Source organism: Agrococcus sp. AC640b, assembly GCF_979255995.1.
In genome coordinates this window covers 227,290-244,599 of record NZ_CEEDMM010000020.1, presented here as the reverse complement: position 1 = coordinate 244,599, position 17,310 = coordinate 227,290, and the positions used below count along the sequence as shown (strand labels likewise).

Here is a 17,310-nt window from a genome sequence, read left to right as displayed (position 1 = left end):
CGCCAGCCTACCCGGCGGCCGCCGCATCCGAGAGGATGCCGTTCGTGACGATCGAGCCCGCCGAGTTCCGCGACGCGTGGCCGCAGGTCGTGCGCGCCCTCGCCGCTGCGACCGGCTCGATCGACGAGGGCGAGGAGCTCGCCGCGGAGGCCTTCGCGCGTGCGGCGGCGCTGGCCCAGCAGCCGGCATCCCTCGTGGGCTGGTGCGTCGCCGTCGGCAGGCGTGCGGCGATCGACGCGGCGCGCCGTCGCGCCACCGAGCGGGCGGCGCAGCCGGCGCTGCACGAGCAGGCGCTGCGTCGGCATGCCGCTCGCGACGGGGACGGGGGAGCTGCGTCGGTCGCCGACGATCGCGTCGCCCTCCTCGTCGTGGCGTGCGACGACCTGCTGCCGCCCGTGTCGCGCATGGTGCTCGCGATGCGGCTCGTGCTCGGCGCCGACGTTGACGCCATCGCTGCGCACCTCGGGCTCGAGCGCGGCGCTGCCGCCGCACGTCTCACGAGGGCGAAGCGGACGCTCGCCCAGCAGCGCGGCACGTTCGTCGTGCCCGCGCACGCGGAGCGCGAGCGCCGCATGCCCGTCGTGCTCGAGTGCATCCACGGTCTCGTCGCGATCGGGCAGCGGCTCGTGCTCGACCCGCACGACGCGCTCGGCGACCTCGTCGGCCACGCCGAGCGCCTCGCGGAGGCAGTCGTGCGCGAGCGGCCTCGCGACCCCGAGGCTCGCGCGCTGCTCGCCATCGCGCGCCTCGCGCTCGCCAGACGCCCCGGCCGCGTCGTCGACGGCGTCGCGCTCGCCCCGGAGGACGTCGATCGCAGCCGGTGGGATGCGCGTCGCATCGGCCTGGGCGTCGGCGACGCGCTCGCCGCAGCCGGCCTCGCGGGCGACGCACCCGGCAGGTTCGCGCTCGAGGCGCGCATCGCCGCGCTCCACTCCGCAGCCCCGACCGCATGGGACGTGCCGTGGTCGCAGGTCGCCCGACTGCACGGCGCCGTCGAGGCGCGATGGCCGGCACCGTCTGCGACGCTCTCCCGTCTCGTCGCCGAGGCGTACGCGCTGCTCGTCGAGGCAGGCGTCGCCCACGCGCCAGGCGGCAGGCTCGCCGCCGCGCCGCCCGGCATCGACCAGATCCTCGACGCCGTCGCCGAGCTCGACCACGGCGACGGTGCCGCACGCGCGACCCGACGCGACGTGGCGCTCGTGCTCGCCGACGTCGCCTGGCGCACGTCCGCATCCGACGCCGCAGCCCGATACGCCGCCCTCGCCGCGCTGCTCGGCGACGACGCCATCGCCTCCGCGCCCATCCGGGCGTTCTGCGAGCGACGCGCGGCGTCGTGAGCAGCCCGCATCGCCGAGCCTCGATAGCGTCGAGGGGGAGGGGATGCGCATGGGGCTCGGAGCGACGCCGACGCTCGCCGTGATCGCCGTCGTGGTCGCCGCGACGGTGCTCGTGTGGGTGCCGACGGCCATCGTGCTGCTGCGCCGCCTCGGCCGCCTCACGTGGGGGCCGGCACTGCTGTCGCTCGCGGCGCTCGCGTACGCGTGCGCCATCGTCGTCGCCACGCTGCTGCCGACGGGCATGTGCTACCCGCCGCTCACCGGCCGGTTCGTGCCTGGATCCTTCGTCGGCGACGTGCTCGACGCAGGCGGCGTGGCGTTGTCGAACGCGGCGCTGCGGCAGACGCTGCTCACCGTGCTGCTGTTCGTGCCGTTCGGCATGCTCGTGCGCAGACGCGGCCGGCCGGGGCTCCTGCTGACGTCGGTGCTCGCGCTCGCCCTCGCCGTGGTGCTCGAGGCGACGCAGCTCACCGGCACGTTCGGTCTCGCCGCCTGCCAGTACCGACTCGCCGACGTCGACGACGTGCTGCTGAGCGGCGTCGGTGCGCTCCTCGGCGCGCTCGCGGCGCCGCTCGTGTGGCGCCTGCCCGGTCAGCGCGAGGCGGGCAGGCAGGTGCTGCCGCGAACGCTCACGCCGTGGCGACGCCTCGGCGCGATGGCGATCGACGTCGCCGTCTCGATCGGCGTCGGCGGCGCCGTCATGGTCCTCGGCATCGGAGGGGTCGGCCTCGTCGTGCTGCTCGGCTCGAGCCCCGAGCGCGAGGCGCCCGTCGCCCTCGTGACCCAGATCGCGGTCGTCGTGGGTGCGTCGGGCGCCATCGCCGCCGCCATCGTGCACCTGCTCGTCGTGCTCCGCACCGGCCGCACGGTCGGCGAGCTCACCGTGCGGCTCGACACGCGCGTGCAGGCCACGGTCGAGCCAGGCGCTGCGAACGAGGGCACCCCGGCGCGCGTCGAGGACGAGACGTCCGCCGCGGCACGGCGGCGCGCATGGTGGCCGCAGCGCACGGCGGCCGACACGAGCCGCGGCGTGCCGACCACGATCGGCTCGGCGTGGGATGCCGACTCGACGGCGGAGCGGGCCGCGCGTGCCCAGTCGGCACGAGCATCCGATCCGCTGCCGGGCGTCGGCCGCCGCGTCGCGCGCTGGGCGCTGGGCATCGGCGGCTGGACCCTGCTGTCGGGGCTCGCGCTCGATCCGGTGCTGCAGTCCGTCGCCGCCGTCTGGGCGATCGCGGCGATCGTGCTCGCGTTCGTCTCGCGCGCGCACTCGGGCCTCGCGCTGCGCCTCACGCGGCAGGTGGCGCGCGACGTGCGCGACCCGCGCTGACCCGCCCCCTCCCCGTTGGTGGTGTGCGTTTCGCAGGCGATCAGGGGTGCTCGAGGGGTATCTTCCCTCGGACCCCCGTGATCGCCTGCGAAACGCACACGGCGGCGGTGAGGATCGCGCGGTGTCCACAGCCGGCGCGGATGCCTCGCCATCCACAGACGCCGCTGCGACCTCGACGGCGGGCGCGTGCGGCCGCCATCCTTCGCGCCATGGATGTGGAGGCAGCGCTCGCCGGGCTCGGCGGCATCGCGAGCCTCGGGCAGCTGCGTGCGCGCGGCATCGATCGCGCCGACGTGCTCGCCGCTCGACGCCGCGGTCGCGTGATGAAGGTCCGTCGCGGATGGTGCGCGCTGCGCACGGCGGACGCCGAGGTCGTCGCGGCGGTGCGCATCCGCAGCAGGCGACGTGCATCACCGCGACGCGCTCGACGACACCGTGCAGGGCAGGATGCTCGCGGCTGCGGTCGGCCCTGGGGCGGGCGCAGGCGGCGAGAGCATCGTCCGCTGGCGCTTGCGGACGGCCGGGGTCCGGGTCGTGACGCAGTTCGTCGTGCCAGGGCTCGGACCCCGGGACTTCCTCGTCGGCGACCGGCTCATCGTCGAGATCGACGGCCGCGAGCACCACGCCCTCGTCGCGGGCTTCGCACGAGACCGATGGCTCGACCGCGAGCTGCAGCTGCGTGGCTACGACGTGCTGCGGTTCACGTACGCCGAGGTCCTGCACGACTGGGATCGCGTGCTCGGCGACATCCTGCGCATGGTGCGCGACGACCGCCACCGCACGCGCCGCGCCCGCTGACCGCGAGTCGACTGTCGCGTTTCGCAGGCGATCAGGGGTGGTCGAGGGGTATGTTCCCTCGGACCCCCGCGATCGCCTGCGAAACGCACATGGAGTGGGGGGGGGTGAGGAGAGGTCAGGCCCCCGCCGGCTCCTCGATCGTCAGGAGACGGTGGCCGCTCCCGATCGTGGTGCCGACCTGCGCGTCGAGACCCGTCACGACGCCGTCGCGCGGCGCCTGCAGCGGCTGCTCCATCTTCATCGCCTCGAGCACGACGAGCAGGTCGCCCGCGACGACGTGCTGCCCCTCCTCGACGGCGACCTTCACGACCGTCGCCTGCATGGGCGACACGATCGTGCCGCCCGAGGCGCCGCCGGCCGCTGCGATGCGGGTACGGCGAGGAGCCGGGCCCTTCGTCGCGACCGTCTCGGGGAACAGGCGCGCAGGCATCGACACCGCGATGCGCTTGCCGTCGGCCTCGACGACCACCTCGCGACGCGCCTCCGGGCCGCCGATCGCGCCGGCCTCGCCACCCCAGCGGGGGATGTCGTTCGCGAACTCGGTCTCGATCCACGAGGTGTAGATCGAGAACGGCTCGCCGGCCGCAGGCGCGAAGGCGGGATCGTCGACGACGACGCGGTGGAACGGCAGCACCGTCGGCAGGCCCTCGACACGGAACTCGGCGAGCGCGCGGCGGGAGCGCTCGAGCGCCTCCTCGCGCGTCGCGCCCGTCACGACGAGCTTCGCAAGCAGCGAGTCGAACTGCCCGCCGATGACGTCGCCGGAGACGACGCCGGAGTCGACGCGCACGCCGGGGCCCGTCGCGGGGGAGAAGACCTGCACGGGGCCGGGGGCTGGGATGAAGCCGGCGCCTGCGTCCTCGCCGTTGATGCGGAACTCGAACGAGTGGCCGCGCACCTCGGGATCCGGGTAGTCGAGCACGCCGCCCTCGGCGATGCGGAGCTGCTCGCGCACGAGGTCGATGCCCGTGACCTCCTCGGACACGGGGTGCTCGACCTGCAGACGCGTGTTGACCTCGAGGAACGAGATCGTGCCGTCGCGGCCCACGAGGAACTCGCACGTGCCGGCGCCGACGTAGCCGACCTCGCGCAGGATGGCCTTCGACGAGTCGTAGAGGCGGGCGACCTGCTCGTCGGACAGGAACGGCGCGGGAGCCTCCTCGACGAGCTTCTGGTGGCGGCGCTGCAGCGAGCAGTCGCGCGTCGAGACGACGACGACGTTGCCGTGCGCATCCGCGAGGCACTGCGTCTCGACGTGGCGCGGGCGGTCGAGGTACTTCTCGACGAAGCACTCTCCGCGGCCGAACGCCGCGACGGCCTCGCGCGTGGCGGAGTCGAACAGCTCGGGGATCTCCTCGCGGGTGCGCGCCACCTTGAGGCCGCGGCCCCCGCCGCCGAACGCCGCCTTGATCGCGACGGGCAGCCCGACCTCGTCGGCGAACGCGACGACCTCGTCGGCCGTCTCGACGGGGTTGAGGGTGCCGGGTGCGAGCGGCGCTCCCACCTTCTCGGCGATGTGGCGCGCCGAGACCTTGTCGCCGAGCTGCTCGATGGCGTCGGGGCTCGGCCCGATCCACGTGATCCCCGCGTCGATCACGGCGCGCGCGAAGTCGGCGTTCTCGGCGAGGAAGCCGTAGCCGGGGTGCACGGCGTCGGCGCCCGAGCGGCGGGCGACCGACAGGATCTTCTCGATGACGAGGTACGACTCGGCGCTCGTCGACCCGTGCAGCGAGTACGCCTCGTCGGCGAGCTGCACGTGCTGGGCGTCGCGGTCGGGCTCCGCGTAGACGGCGACGCTGCCGATCCCCGCATCCCTCGCGGCTCGGACGACTCGGACGGCGATCTCGCCACGGTTGGCGACGAGGACCTTCGTGATGCGTGGCATGAGCATCGAGCCTACGCGACGGGCGATGCCGCCTCTCGGAGGACGTCGACAACGGCGAGCGGGGTGCCGTTGCCGATCCCCACAGCGTCGTCAGGATGCGCGGTCGGGGAAAGGGGGACGGCGATGCCGTCGCATCTTGCGGAGTGAGTGCTCACTCAGTACGGTGTTCGATCGTGGCACCACCGACCCGCATGACGCTCGAGGACCGCCAGGTGCAGATCCTCGACGCGATCGTCCCCGTCGTGCTCGAGCACGGCGCGGCCATCACCTCCCGGCAGCTCGCCGATGCCGCCGGCGTCGCCGAGGGCACCCTCTTCCGCTCGTTCGGCGACAAGGACTCGCTGCTGCGCGCCCTCTTCGACCGCACGGCCGAGGTCGCCTACGAGCTCGACGACCTCGACGATCTCGCCGACGCGGGCCTCGAGGCCACCGTCCGCGCGATCGCGGGCGTGCTCACCGTGCGCTTCTCGACCATCTTCCAGATGGCGATCGCGCTCGGTCCCGTCCTGCTCGCCGAGGGGCGCAGGGACGATCCCCGCTTCGACGAGCTGCGCGACCGCATCGCTGCGCTGCTCGCCGAGCACGAGGACGAGCTGGCGGTCGCGCCGCTCGTCGCAGCCGATGCGCTGCGCACCCTGACGTTCGCCGCGGCGACCGGCTGGGGAGACCGCAGCGCCATGGACATGTCAGACGTCACCGGCATCCTGCTGCACGGGATCGCCCGTGCCGATACCCGGAAGGAGAGCCGCGCATGAAGCTGTGGAGGCTCATCACCGCCGCGATCCGCACCTCGTGGGTCGCCTTCATCCTCGTCGTCGTGTTCCAGCTCACGCAGGCGCTGCTGTCGCTCATGCTGCCCACGATCAACGCCGACATCATCGACGAGGGCGTGCTGCAGGGCGACACGGGCACCATCTGGAGGCTCGGCGGCGAGATGCTGCTCATGAGCCTCGGGCAGGTGATCGCGAACTCGCTCGCGATCCTGTTCGGTGCTCGCCTGGCCATGACGGCCGGCCGCGACCTCCGCGCGCGCATCTTCGCGCGCGTGTCGTCGTTCTCCGAGCGCGACGTGCAGCGCTTCGGCGCCGCGAGCCTCATCACCCGCAACACGAACGACGTGCAGCAGGTGCAGATGCTCGTGCTCATGGGCTGCACGATGCTCATGTCGGCGCCGATGCTCGCGATCGGCGGCGTGGTCATGGCCGTGCGCGCCGACGCCGAGCTCTCGCGACTCATCTGGGTCATCGTGCCGCTCATGGTGCTCGTCATGGCCGTGATCGTGTCGCGGCTCGTGCCGATCTTCGTGCTGCTGCAGGAGCGCATCGACCGCATCAACCAGGTCATGCGCGAGCAGCTCACGGGCATCCGCGTCGTGCGCGCCTTCGTGCAGGAGCGTCGCGAGCGCGCCCGCTTCCAGCAGGCCAACGACGGCGTGACCGACGCGATGCTGCGCACCGGCAACCTCTTCGTGCTCACCTTCCCGCTCGTCATGCTGATCGTGAACGCGTCGAGCGTCGCCGTCATCTGGTTCGGCGCGCAGCTCGTCGACCAGGGCACGCTCGAGGTCGGCACGATGATGGCGTTCCTGCAGTACCTCATGCAGATCCTGTTCGGCGTGATGATGGCGACGTTCCTCACGATGATGATCCCGAGGGCCGCCGTCGGCGCTCGCCGCATCACCGAGGTGCTCGAGACGCAGCCGACCGTCGCGGTCTCGACCGCGGCGCGCACCGAGCAGCCGACGCCGGGCGCGATCGTCTTCGACGACGTCACCTTCACCTATCCGGGCGCCGAGACGCCCGTGCTGCAGGGCGTCTCGTTCTCGGCGGCGCCCGGCGAGACGGTCGCGATCATCGGCTCGACCGGTGCGGGCAAGACGACGATCGTCAACCTCGTGCCGCGCCTGTTCGACGTCACGAGCGGCTCGGTCACGGTCGGCGGCGTCGACGTGCGCGACGCCGACGAGCAGTCGTTGTGGGCGTCGATCGGCCTCGTGCCGCAGAAGCCCTACCTGTTCTCCGGCACGATCGCCTCGAACCTCCGCTACGGCAAGGAGGACGCCACCGACGAGGAGCTCTGGACGGCGCTCGAGACGGCGCAGGCCGCCGACTTCGTGCGCGCGAAGGAGCAGGGGCTCGAGAGCCTCGTCTCGCAGGGCGGCACGAACGTCTCGGGCGGGCAGCGGCAGCGGCTCGCGATCGCGAGGGCCATCGTGAAGCGGCCACCGATCCTCGTCTTCGACGACTCCTTCAGCGCCCTCGACCTCGGCACCGACGCCCGCCTGCGCGCGGCGCTGGCGACCGACGTCGTCGGCACGACGAGGCTCGTCGTCGCCCAGCGCGTGTCGACGATCGTCGACGCCGACCGCATCGTCGTGCTCGACGAGGGCCGCGTCGTGGGCCTCGGCACCCACGACGAGCTGCTCGCATCCAACGACACGTATCGCGAGATCGTCGACTCGCAGATGGCCGTGGAGGTCTGACGATGGCCAGGCAGAGGAACGCACAGGAGCCCAGCGTGGAGCGCGAGCCCACCGAGGAGGAGCTGCTCGAGGCCGAGCTCGCCGAGGCGGCGCGACGCGAGGCAGGCGACTGGGACGCGCCGCCGCCAGGCAAGGCGCGCGCCCTCATCCCCACGCTCAAGCGACTGCTGGGCATGTTCGCGCCCTACAAGGTGCTGCTCGCGATCGTGTTCGTCGTCGGCACGGCCGGCATCGTGCTCAACGTCATCGCGCCGCGCGTGCTCGCCGAGGCGACGAACCTCATCGTGCAGGGCCTCGTGCAGCTGCAGCTGGGCGCGCAGGGCGTGCCTGCCGGCACGTCGCAGGACGACGTCGTCGCGCTGCTGCGGCAGTCCGACCAGGGCGACTTCGCGAACATCATCGAGAACATGCAGGGCTTCCAGGTCGGTGCCGGCATCGACTTCGCGGCGCTGAGCCAGGTGCTCATGCTCGTGCTGGCCCTCTACGTGGTCGCAAGCCTGTTCCAGTGGGTGCAGGGCTACTTCGTCAACCGCGTCGTGCAGCGCACCGTCGCGCGTCTGCGCTCCGACGTCGAGGACAAGGTCCACCGCCTGCCGCTGCGGTACTACGACGGCATGCAGCGCGGCGAGCTGCTCTCGCGCGTCACGAACGACCTCGACAACGTGGGCCAGTCGATGAGCCAGACGCTGTCGCAGATCGTCACGGGCGTGCTGACGATCGTCGGCGTGCTCGTCATGATGCTCACGATCAACGTGTGGCTCGCGCTCATCGCGCTCATCTCGGTGCCGCTCACCGGCATCATCCTCGGGCTCGTCATGGGACGCGCGCAGGGGCTGTTCGCCGAGCAGTGGAAGCGCACCGGCCGCCTCAACGGCCTCGTCGAGGAGTCGTTCACGGGCCATGCCCTCGTGAAGGTCTTCGGCAAGGAGCGCGAGGTGCGCGAGCAGTTCCAGGTCGAGAACGAGGCCGTCTTCCAGGCGTCGTTCAAGGCGCAGTTCCTCTCGGGCCTCGTCTTCCCGCTCATGACGTTCGTCGGCAACGTCGGCTACGTGCTCGTCGCCGTCGCGGGCGGCCTGTTCGTCGCGAACGGCTCGATCCGCATCGGCGACGTGCAGGCGTTCATCCAGTACTCGCAGCAGTTCTCGCAGAACCTCGGCCAGCTGGGCCAGACGTTCACGATGGTGCAGTCGGGTGCTGCGAGCGCCGAGCGCGTGTTCGAGCTGCTCGACGCCGACGACGAGGAGTCCGACGCCGACGGCGGCACGATCGCGTCGACGACGGGCGCCGTGGCGTTCGAGCACGTCGAGTTCTCGTACGACCGCGGCGAGGACGGCACGGGGCAGCCGCTCATCAGCGACCTGTCGCTGTCGGTCGAGCCCGGCCAGACGGTCGCGATCGTGGGCCCGACGGGTGCCGGCAAGACGACGCTCGTGAACCTGCTCATGCGGTTCTACGAGATCGACGGCGGTCGCATCACGCTCGACGGCGTCGACACGCGCACCCTCACGCGCGACGCGCTGCGCGAGCAGACCGGCATGGTGCTGCAGGACACGTGGCTCTTCGGTGGCACGATCCGCGACAACATCGCCTACGGCAGGCCCGATGCGACCGAGGAGCAGATCCACGAGGCCGCGAAGGCGACGTTCGTCGACCGGTTCGTGCAGTCGCTGCCCGACGGGTACGACACCGTGCTCGACGAGGAGGCCTCGAACCTCTCGGCAGGCGAGAAGCAGCTCGTGACGATCGCGCGAGCGTTCCTCGCACAGCCGTCGGTGCTCATCCTCGACGAGGCGACGTCATCGGTCGACACCCGCACCGAGCTGCTGCTGCAGCAGGCGATGGCCGCGCTGCGACGCGACCGCACCTCGTTCGTCATCGCGCACCGCCTCTCGACGATCCGCGACGCCGACGTCATCCTCGTGATGGAGCACGGCGACATCGTCGAGCAGGGCTCGCACGAGGAGCTGCTCGTGGCTCGGGGCGCCTACCGCAGGCTCTACGACGCGCAGTTCCAGCAGGCCGCCGTCGACCTCGACGCCGACGCGGTCGGCGCGGGCGCACCCACGGGCTCGACGCCGACGCATCCCCAGACCTGACCTGCTCGTGATGGCGGTGGTCCGGCTCCGGCCGGGCCGCCGCTCGTCGTGCCGGCGGCGCGGGCGACGCCGTCAGCGGTTCCAGAGCGAGTGCCAGGCGACGCCGAGCTCGCGGGCGAGGCGGCGCACCGTGGGGATGCTCATGCCGATGACCGTCGACGGGTCGCCGTGGATCTCGTCGACGAACGCCGAGCCGAGCGAGTCGATCGTGAAGGCACCCGCGACCTCGAGCGGCTCGCCGGTGGCGACGTAGGCGTCGATCTCGTCGTCGGCGAGGTCGGCGAAGCGCAGCCGCGCCGCCACGGTCGCGCCGACGGCGCCGACGACGCGGCCCTCGTCGAGCCGCACGAGCCAGTGCCCCGAGTGCAGCACGGCCTCGCGCCCGCGCTGCGCGAGCCAGCGCTCGCGGGCGCGCTCTGCGGTGTGGGGCTTGCCGAGCGTGACGCCGCCGAGCTCGAGCGCCGAGTCGCCACCGAACAGCAGCCCCTCCATGGGGCGGCCCTCGGGCTCGCGGCCGAGCACCGCCTCGGCCTTCGCCCGCGCGAGCAGCTGCACGACCTGCGCGGTCGAGGCCGGCCCGTGCTCGGCCTCGTGGGCGGCGACCGCGAGGTCCTCGTCGACGTCGCTCGCGAGCAGCACGGGCTCGATGCCCGCCTGGCGCATGAGCATGAGGCGGGCGGGGGAGGTGGAGGCGAGATGGAAGCGCATCGGTCGACAGGCTAGCCGCGCAAGGCGTCGCCGCGAGGCGATGCATCCTCGTAGCGTGGGGGCATGGCAGCAGCAGCGCACGAGCCCACCCACGACGTCATCGTGATCGGCGGTGGGCCGGTCGGCGAGAACGCCGCCCAGTACGCCATCCAGGGCTCGGATCGCACCGTGGCCCTCGTCGAGGCCGAGCTCGTGGGCGGTGAGTGCTCGTACTGGGCGTGCATGCCCTCGAAGGCGCTGCTCGTGCCCGCCGCGGTGCGCTCGCTCGCGCAGCACATGCCGGGGCTGCGGCCGCAGGGGCCGCTCGACGTCGAGGCGGTGCTGGCCCGCCGCGACTCCTTCACCTCGGGATGGGACGACGCCGGCCAGGTGCAGTGGGCGGAGGGCGCGGGCATGGAGGTCGTGCGCGGGCACGGCAGGCTCGCCGGTGAGCGGACGGTCGTCGTCGGCGATCGCACGCTCGTGGCGAGGCACGCGGTGGTGCTCGCGACGGGGTCGGTGCCTGTGACGGCGCCCATCGACGGGCTGGAGGCTGCGCTGCCGTGGGGCTCGCGCGATGCGACGGCGATGCACGAGGTGCCCGGCTCGATCCTCGTCGTCGGCGGCGGGGTCGTGGCGTGCGAGGCGGCGACGTGGCTCGCGGCGCTCGGCGCGCACGTGACGCTCGCCGTGCGCGGCGGACTGCTGTCGCGACTCGAGCCGGTGGCTGGGGAGGCGGTCGAGGAGGGGTTGCGCGCGGCAGGCGTCGACGTGCGGCTGCACGCCGACGTGCAGGCGGTGCGACGCGACGACGCGCGCGACACGGGCGTCGGTCACGTCCACGGTGGCGCGGTGACGACGACGATCGACGGCGTCGAGGTCACGACCGACGAGATCCTCGTCGCGACCGGCAGGCGTCCGGCGACCGACGGTCTCGGGCTCGAGACCGTCGGCCTCGAGAGCGTCGCGGTCGACGGCAGGCAGCGCGTCGCAGGTGGCGAGGGCTGGCTGTACGCCGCTGGCGACGTCGCGGGCAGGTGGCAGCTGACCCACATGGGCAAGCACGAGGCGCGCATCGCCGGCGAGGTCATCGGGCACGTCACGGGCGGCGGCGCGGCGCACGACGTCGTCGGCGTCGACGACGATCCGCTCACGCAGGTCGTGTTCACGGATCCGGAGGTCGCGGCCGTGGGCCTGACGCATGCGGAGGCGCTCGATCGCGGCATCCGCGTCGAGCGCGTCGCGATCGACCTGGCCGTCGCGGGCACCGCACTCGCGCGCGACGACGCGGGCGGCCGCGTCATCGCGATCGTCGACGCCGACCGCGACGTGCTCGTGGGTGCGACGCTCGTCGGCCATGGCGTCGCCGAGCTGCTGCACGCCGCGACGGTCGCGGTCGCGGCGCGCGTGCCCATCGCGCGCCTGTGGCACGCGGTGCCCGCCTACCCGACGGCGAGCGAGATCTGGCTGCGCGTCGTCGAGGACCTCCGCAGCCAGCGCCGAGGCTGACGCCTCGGCGCCTGCGGGCGCGCCCGTGCCGAGCGTGGGAGGATCGTGGGATGCCCATCCAGCGCGGAGACGAGCTCGTCCTCACCATCGACAACGTCGCCCACGGCGGCGTCTTCGTCGGCAGGCACGAGGGGCGCGTGCTGTTCACGCCCGACACCGTGCCCGGCGAGACGGTGCGGGTGCGCGTCACCGACCTGAAGAAGTCGTTCGGCCGCGCCGAGACGCTCGAGGTGCTCGAGGCGTCGCCCGACCGCGTGACGCACGTGTGGCCGGAGGCCGACATCGACCGGGCTCCCGAGCGCCGCGCGGGCGGCGCCGACCTCGGCCACGTGCGCCTGCCGGCGCAGCGCGCCCTCAAGCAGCGCGTCATCGAGGATGCGCTGCGCCGCACGGGTCGCATCGAGCGCGACGTGAAGGTTCGGCCGGCCCCTGGCGACGACGCGCGCGGAGGGCTCGGCTGGCGCACGCGCGTCACGCTGCAGGTCGACGAGCAGGGCAGGCAGGGGCCGTTCGCGGCCCGCAGCCACACCGTGGTGCCCGTGGCGTCCCTGCCGCTCGCGACCGACGGCATCCAGGAGCAGGCGCAGCTCGACATGCGCCTGCCCGGCGCGTCGCGCGTCGACTACGTGCAGCGCGCCGACGGCTCGGTCGACGTCATGGCGACCGAGGGCGAGGCGGTGCGCGGCCGCACCGACACGATCCTCGAGCGCGTCGGCGATCGCGAGCTGCGCGTCGACCGCGCAGGGTTCTGGCAGGTGCACCGCGAGGCGCCGAGCGTGCTGGTCGACGCGGTGCGCCGTGCGATCGACACGGATCTGATCGACCCGAAGGCCGCGAACCTCGACCTGTACGGCGGCGTCGGGCTGCTCGCCACGGCGCTCGGCGACGTGCTGGGTCCGCAGGCGCGCATGATGAGCGTCGAGTCCGACGAGACGGCGACCGACCACGCGAGCGAGAACCTCGCGGAGTGGCTCGGTGCGCTCGCGATCACGGCCCGTGTCGATCGCTTCCTGCGGGATGCGCTGCAGGACGCGTCGGCGGTGGAGCGCGATCGGCTGCGCGCCGCGACGGTCGTGCTCGACCCGCCGCGCGCCGGTGCCGGTGGCGAGACGATCGCCTCGCTCGTCGAGCTGGCCCCCAAGCAGGTCGTCTACGTCGCATGCGACCCGGTCGCCTTCGCACGAGACGCGAGGCTGCTGGTGGACGGCGGCTACGACCTGGGTCCCATCCAGGCGTACGACCTCTTCCCGCACACCCACCACGTCGAGTGCGTGGCACGGTTCACGCGGGCGTAGTCCTGGGATCCCGCCCAGATCACGCCTGAGCGGGCCGTCGAGCGTCATGCGCAGTCGAGACCCCGCTTCGGCGCGATCTGCGCGCCGCGGTGCCACCCGCGGGAGGATGGACGCGTGAGCGAGCTCGACGACGTCGCGGCAGCGCTGCTGGCGGAGCCGCCTGGCGCGTTCATCGCCGCGCGCGACGCCCGCGCCAAGGTCGAGGAGGATCGCGGGCTCGCCCGTGGCATCCGCGCCTTGCGCCGACCCTCCGTGGCTGCGTGGGTCGTCGACGCGTTCGCGCGCGAGCGGACGGAGGAGGTCGAGCGGATGCTCGCGCTCGCCGAGTCGCTGCGCGCAGCGCACGACGACCTCGACGGCGCCGAGCTGCGCGCCCTGTCCGCACAGCGCCGCACCCTCGTGGCACGGCTCGCGGCGGAGGCGGTCGCCGTCGCCGAGGCGGCTGGCGTGCGCGTGAGCCCGTCGGTGCGCGAGGAGGTCGAGCGCACCCTCACCGCCGCCATGCTCGATGAGGCGGCAGGGCGGGCGGTCGCCAGCGGCAGGCTCGTGCGTGCGCTCGAGGCGGTCGGGCTCGACGGCGTCGACCTCTCCGGTGCGCTCGCAGGAGGCGATCCGCCGCCTGCGGCGCCGCGGGCGAGTCGCGACGAGCTCGCCGAGCGCCGGGCGCGCAGGGCTGTGGAGCGTGCGGCCGACGAAGCCCAGCAGGCGGCGAGCGAGGCGGAGCGCGAGCTGCGGCGCATCGAGGCGGCGGAGACGACGGCGAGGGAGCGTGCCGAGCATCTCGAGCAGCGCATCGCCGAGCTGCAGCGCGACGTCGCGCAGCTGACCCGCGAGGTCGATGCGGCCCGCGGCGACGAGCGCGACGCCGCCGAGGCGCGAGCAGCGGCCGAGCGCGCGGTCGCCGAGGCGAAGGAGCGTGCGGCGCAGGCGCGCGACGCCCTCGACTGACCGCCCGCCTCAGCGCAGCAGCGCCAGCAGCGCCCGCTCGCGCGAGCCCTTCGTGCCCACGGTCTCGCCGGCCTCGAACCGCTCGATCACCTCGGGGTCGATGTACGACGACCTGGCGACCGACGGGGTGTTGCCGAGCGCCTCCGACACCTCCACGACCGCCTCGCGCACGCGCTTCGCACGCTCGCGCTGCGTGCCGACGTCGCGGGCGCGGGCGAGCGCGTCTGCGGCGACGATCGTGCCGTGCAGCGTGCGGAAGTCCTTCGCGGTGAACTCGCCGCCCGTCGCCTCGCGCACCGCCGCGTTCAGGTCGGCGTCGCGCAGCACGCGCCACCCGCCGGCGTCGCGCCACGCGAACAGGCGCGAGCGCGCAGAGCGCGCCGTGAGCTCGGCGACGCATGCCGCGAGCGGCGCATCCTCGATCGTCACGTCGAAGCGCTGCGCGCTCTTGCCGGGGAAGCGCAGGCGCACGGCGTGGCCGTCGACGGTGACGTGCCGCACGAGCAGGGTCATGAGGCCGCGGCTGCCGTGCTCCTCGGCGTACGCGTCGCCGCCCGCCCGGATCGCGACGACGTCGAGCAGTCGCATCGCGGCGGCGAGCACGCGCTCGCGCGTCAGGCCGTCCGCGCCGAGGTCGGCCGTGATGCGGCGCCTCGCGGCCGGCAGCGCCTCGGCGAGGTCGAGGGCGCGCTCGAACTTCACGCGCTCGCGCTTCGCCGACCAGTCCTCGTGGTACCGGTACTGGGTGCGGCCCGCGTCGTCGACGCCCGTGGCCTGGATGTGGGCGAGCGGGTCGGCCGCGATCCACACGTCCTTCCAAGCAGGCGGCAGCACGAGCGCCGCGCAGCGCTCGCGATCGGCGGCCGACACCTTCCTGCCGTTGTCGTGCGCATACGTCCAGCCCGTGCCGGCCCGGCGGCGCCGGATGCCGGGGTCGTCGCCGGGGTGCGCGCGTCGCAGCCTCGCCATCGTCAGGCTCCCGTGCCGGCCGCGTCGCTCAGAAGCCCGAGGTCGCCGCGAGCGAGCCGTCGCCGGGGCGCGTGCCTGCGAGCCACCCCGTGGGAGCGTCGAGCACCTTGCGATGCTTCGTCTGCGCCCAGTCGGTGCCGAGCTCGGTGAGCACCGCGTGCACCGCGGCCTGCTCCTCGGCGGTGGGCGAGCCCTGCAGCACCACCATGTCGGTGTCGGCGGGCGTCGGCTTCCAGGTCTCCGTCATGCTGTCATCGTCCCCGTCGTCTCGCGCCCCTACAAGGGGATGTTGCCGTGCTTGCGCTCGGGGCGGGCGACCTTCTTCGTGCGCAGCGCGCGGAAGGCCTTCGTGATGGCGACGCGCGTCTCGGACGGCTCGATGATGCCGTCGAGCTCGCCGCGCTCGGCGGCCAGGAACGGGCTCGTCACGTTGTAGGTGTAGTCGTTCGCGAGCTGCTGGCGCACGGCGGCGACGTCGCGCCCCTCCTCCTCGGCCTGCTTCAGCTCGGCCCGGTAGAGGATGTTCACGGCGCCCTGGCCGCCCATGACGGCGATCTCGGCCGTCGGCCACGCGATGTTGATGTCGGCGCCGAGCTGCTTCGAGCCCATGACGATGTACGCGCCGCCGTAGGCCTTGCGCGTGATGACCGTGACCATCGGCACCGTCGCCTCGGCGTACGCGTAGATGAGCTTCGCGCCGCGGCGGATGACGCCCGTCCACTCCTGGTCGGTGCCCGGCAGGTAGCCGGGCACGTCGACGAGCGTGAGGATCGGGATGGAGAAGGAGTCGCAGAAGCGCACGAAGCGAGCGGCCTTCTCGCCCGCCTCGATGTTGAGCGTGCCCGCACGCTGCTTCGGCTGGTTGGCGATGACGCCGACCGTGCGGCCCTCGAGCCGACCGAAGCCGATGACGATGTTCGGCGCGTACAGCGGCTGCACCTCGAGGAACTCGCGGTCGTCGACGAGCACCTCGATGATGTCGAGCACGTCGTACGGCTGGTTCGGGGAGTCGGGGATGACGCGGTCGAGCGTGCGGTCGAGGTCGTTGACGACGCGGTGCGCCTGATGGTCGTACGCGGGCACCTCCGACTGGTTGTTGTCGGGCAGGAACGCCAGCAGCGCGCGCACGTAGTCGAGCGCGTCGTCCTCGTCGGAGGCGAGGTAGTGGCTGACGCCGGAGATGGAGTTGTGGGTGAGGCCGCCGCCGAGCTCCTCGAAGCCGACCTCCTCGCCCGTGACCGTCTTGATGACGTCGGGGCCCGTGACGAACATGTGGCTCGACTTGTCGACCATGATGACGAAGTCGGTGAGCGCGGGGCCGTAGACGGCGCCGCCTGCAGCCGGGCCCATGATGATGGAGATCTGCGGGATGACGCCGGAGGCGGCGGTGTTGCGCTTGAAGATCTCGCCGTACTTGCCGAGGGCGACGACGCCCTCCTGGATGCGGGCGCCGCCGGAGTCGAGCATGCCGACGATGGGCACGCCCACCTTCACGGCGTAGTCCATGATCTTCACGATCTTCTCGCCGGCGACCTCGCCGAGCGAGCCGCCGAACGTCGTGAAGTCCTGCGAGTAGACGGCGATGCGGCGGCCGTGGATCGTGGCGATGCCCGTGACGACGGCGTCGCCGTACGGCCGCTTGGCGTCCATGCCGAACGAGGTCGAGCGGTGCCGCACGTACGCGTCGAACTCGACGAACGTGCCGGGGTCGACGAACGCCTCGATGCGCTCGCGCGCCGACTTCTTGCCCTTGGCGTGCTGGCGCTCCCTGGCCGCGCGCTCCTTCGCGACGACGGCCTCCTGGTTGCGCTGACGCAGGTGCTCGATCCGGGCCGCGGTGGTCGTCTCGGGGTTGGTCACCCGTCCACACTAGACGGCGGCGGATGCCTCGGCCTGGCGGCATCCCACGACGTCCTCGGCCGATCCGTCGTGGAATCCTCCAACGCCTCGCGCGTGCGCGTCGCGCGGGTAGCG

General features: G+C 73.0%; 14 protein-coding genes. 9 read left to right on the top strand and 5 right to left on the bottom strand.

The window, feature by feature from the left end:
• The first annotated feature begins 35 nt into the window (after positions 1-35).
• The 3 genes from ACZ6H8_RS09790 (at position 36) to ACZ6H8_RS09780 (ending at position 3,465) form a co-directional block, all read left to right on the top strand.
• Positions 36-1,337, top strand: a complete 1,302-nt coding sequence (locus ACZ6H8_RS09790; protein ID WP_464146657.1) for a DUF6596 domain-containing protein — start codon at positions 36-38, stop codon at positions 1,335-1,337.
• A gap of 49 nt (positions 1,338-1,386) precedes the next feature.
• Positions 1,387-2,667, top strand: coding sequence for a VanZ family protein (locus tag ACZ6H8_RS09785; RefSeq protein ID WP_464146593.1), 1,281 nt, complete (start codon positions 1,387-1,389; stop codon positions 2,665-2,667).
• Positions 2,668-3,072: 405 nt separating this feature from the next.
• Complete coding sequence (locus tag ACZ6H8_RS09780; protein ID WP_464146592.1) at positions 3,073-3,465, top strand: endonuclease domain-containing protein; 393 nt, start codon at positions 3,073-3,075, stop codon at positions 3,463-3,465.
• 115 nt (positions 3,466-3,580) lie between these two features.
• Here ACZ6H8_RS09780 and ACZ6H8_RS09775 read toward each other — a convergent pair whose 3' ends face one another.
• Complete coding sequence (locus tag ACZ6H8_RS09775; protein ID WP_464146591.1) at positions 3,581-5,350, bottom strand: acetyl/propionyl/methylcrotonyl-CoA carboxylase subunit alpha; 1,770 nt, start codon at positions 5,348-5,350, stop codon at positions 3,581-3,583.
• Positions 5,351-5,523: 173 nt separating this feature from the next.
• Here ACZ6H8_RS09775 and ACZ6H8_RS09770 point away from each other — a divergent pair, with 173 nt between their 5' ends.
• Genes ACZ6H8_RS09770 through ACZ6H8_RS09760 form a run of 3 tightly spaced genes read left to right on the top strand, consistent with a single transcriptional unit; the run spans position 5,524 to position 9,928 of the window.
• A complete protein-coding gene (locus ACZ6H8_RS09770; RefSeq protein WP_464146590.1) occupies positions 5,524-6,105 on the top strand; it encodes a TetR/AcrR family transcriptional regulator in 582 nt (193 codons plus the stop codon).
• Positions 6,102-7,832 carry an ABC transporter ATP-binding protein gene (locus tag ACZ6H8_RS09765; protein ID WP_464146589.1) on the top strand — a complete coding sequence of 577 codons (1,731 nt, stop codon included), beginning with the start codon at positions 6,102-6,104 and terminating at the stop codon, positions 7,830-7,832. Before ACZ6H8_RS09770 ends, ACZ6H8_RS09765 begins: the two co-directional genes overlap by 4 nt.
• Positions 7,833-7,834: 2 nt before the next feature.
• Positions 7,835-9,928, top strand: a complete 2,094-nt coding sequence (locus ACZ6H8_RS09760; protein ID WP_464146588.1) for an ABC transporter ATP-binding protein — start codon at positions 7,835-7,837, stop codon at positions 9,926-9,928.
• Between the two features lie 72 nt (positions 9,929-10,000).
• Here the strand turns inward: ACZ6H8_RS09760 and ACZ6H8_RS09755 are convergent, their stop codons facing one another.
• Positions 10,001-10,636 carry a Maf family protein gene (locus ACZ6H8_RS09755; protein ID WP_464146587.1) on the bottom strand — a complete coding sequence of 212 codons (636 nt, stop codon included), beginning with the start codon at positions 10,634-10,636 and terminating at the stop codon, positions 10,001-10,003.
• A gap of 63 nt (positions 10,637-10,699) precedes the next feature.
• On the opposite strand from ACZ6H8_RS09755, the gene ACZ6H8_RS09750 reads away from it, so the two are divergent.
• From ACZ6H8_RS09750 to ACZ6H8_RS09740, 3 genes are all read left to right on the top strand, one after another.
• Positions 10,700-12,124, top strand: a complete 1,425-nt coding sequence (locus tag ACZ6H8_RS09750) for a dihydrolipoyl dehydrogenase family protein (protein ID WP_464146586.1) — start codon at positions 10,700-10,702, stop codon at positions 12,122-12,124.
• A 50-nt stretch (positions 12,125-12,174) separates the two neighbouring features.
• On the top strand, positions 12,175-13,419 hold the full coding sequence (locus ACZ6H8_RS09745; protein WP_464146585.1) for a class I SAM-dependent RNA methyltransferase: 1,245 nt from the start codon (positions 12,175-12,177) through the stop codon (positions 13,417-13,419).
• Between the two features lie 114 nt (positions 13,420-13,533).
• A complete protein-coding gene (locus ACZ6H8_RS09740; RefSeq protein WP_464146584.1) occupies positions 13,534-14,367 on the top strand; it encodes a transposase in 834 nt (277 codons plus the stop codon).
• 9 nt (positions 14,368-14,376) lie between these two features.
• Here the strand turns inward: ACZ6H8_RS09740 and ACZ6H8_RS09735 are convergent, their stop codons facing one another.
• Genes ACZ6H8_RS09735 through ACZ6H8_RS09725 form a run of 3 tightly spaced genes read right to left on the bottom strand, consistent with a single transcriptional unit; the run spans position 14,377 to position 17,196 of the window.
• On the bottom strand, positions 14,377-15,336 hold the full coding sequence (locus ACZ6H8_RS09735; protein ID WP_464146583.1) for a DNA topoisomerase IB: 960 nt from the start codon (positions 15,334-15,336) through the stop codon (positions 14,377-14,379).
• Between the two features lie 28 nt (positions 15,337-15,364).
• A complete protein-coding gene (locus ACZ6H8_RS09730) occupies positions 15,365-15,583 on the bottom strand; it encodes a hypothetical protein (RefSeq protein ID WP_464146582.1) in 219 nt (72 codons plus the stop codon).
• Between the two features lie 29 nt (positions 15,584-15,612).
• Positions 15,613-17,196, bottom strand: coding sequence for an acyl-CoA carboxylase subunit beta (locus ACZ6H8_RS09725; RefSeq protein ID WP_464146581.1), 1,584 nt, complete (start codon positions 17,194-17,196; stop codon positions 15,613-15,615).
• Positions 17,197-17,310: the final 114 nt, after the last annotated feature.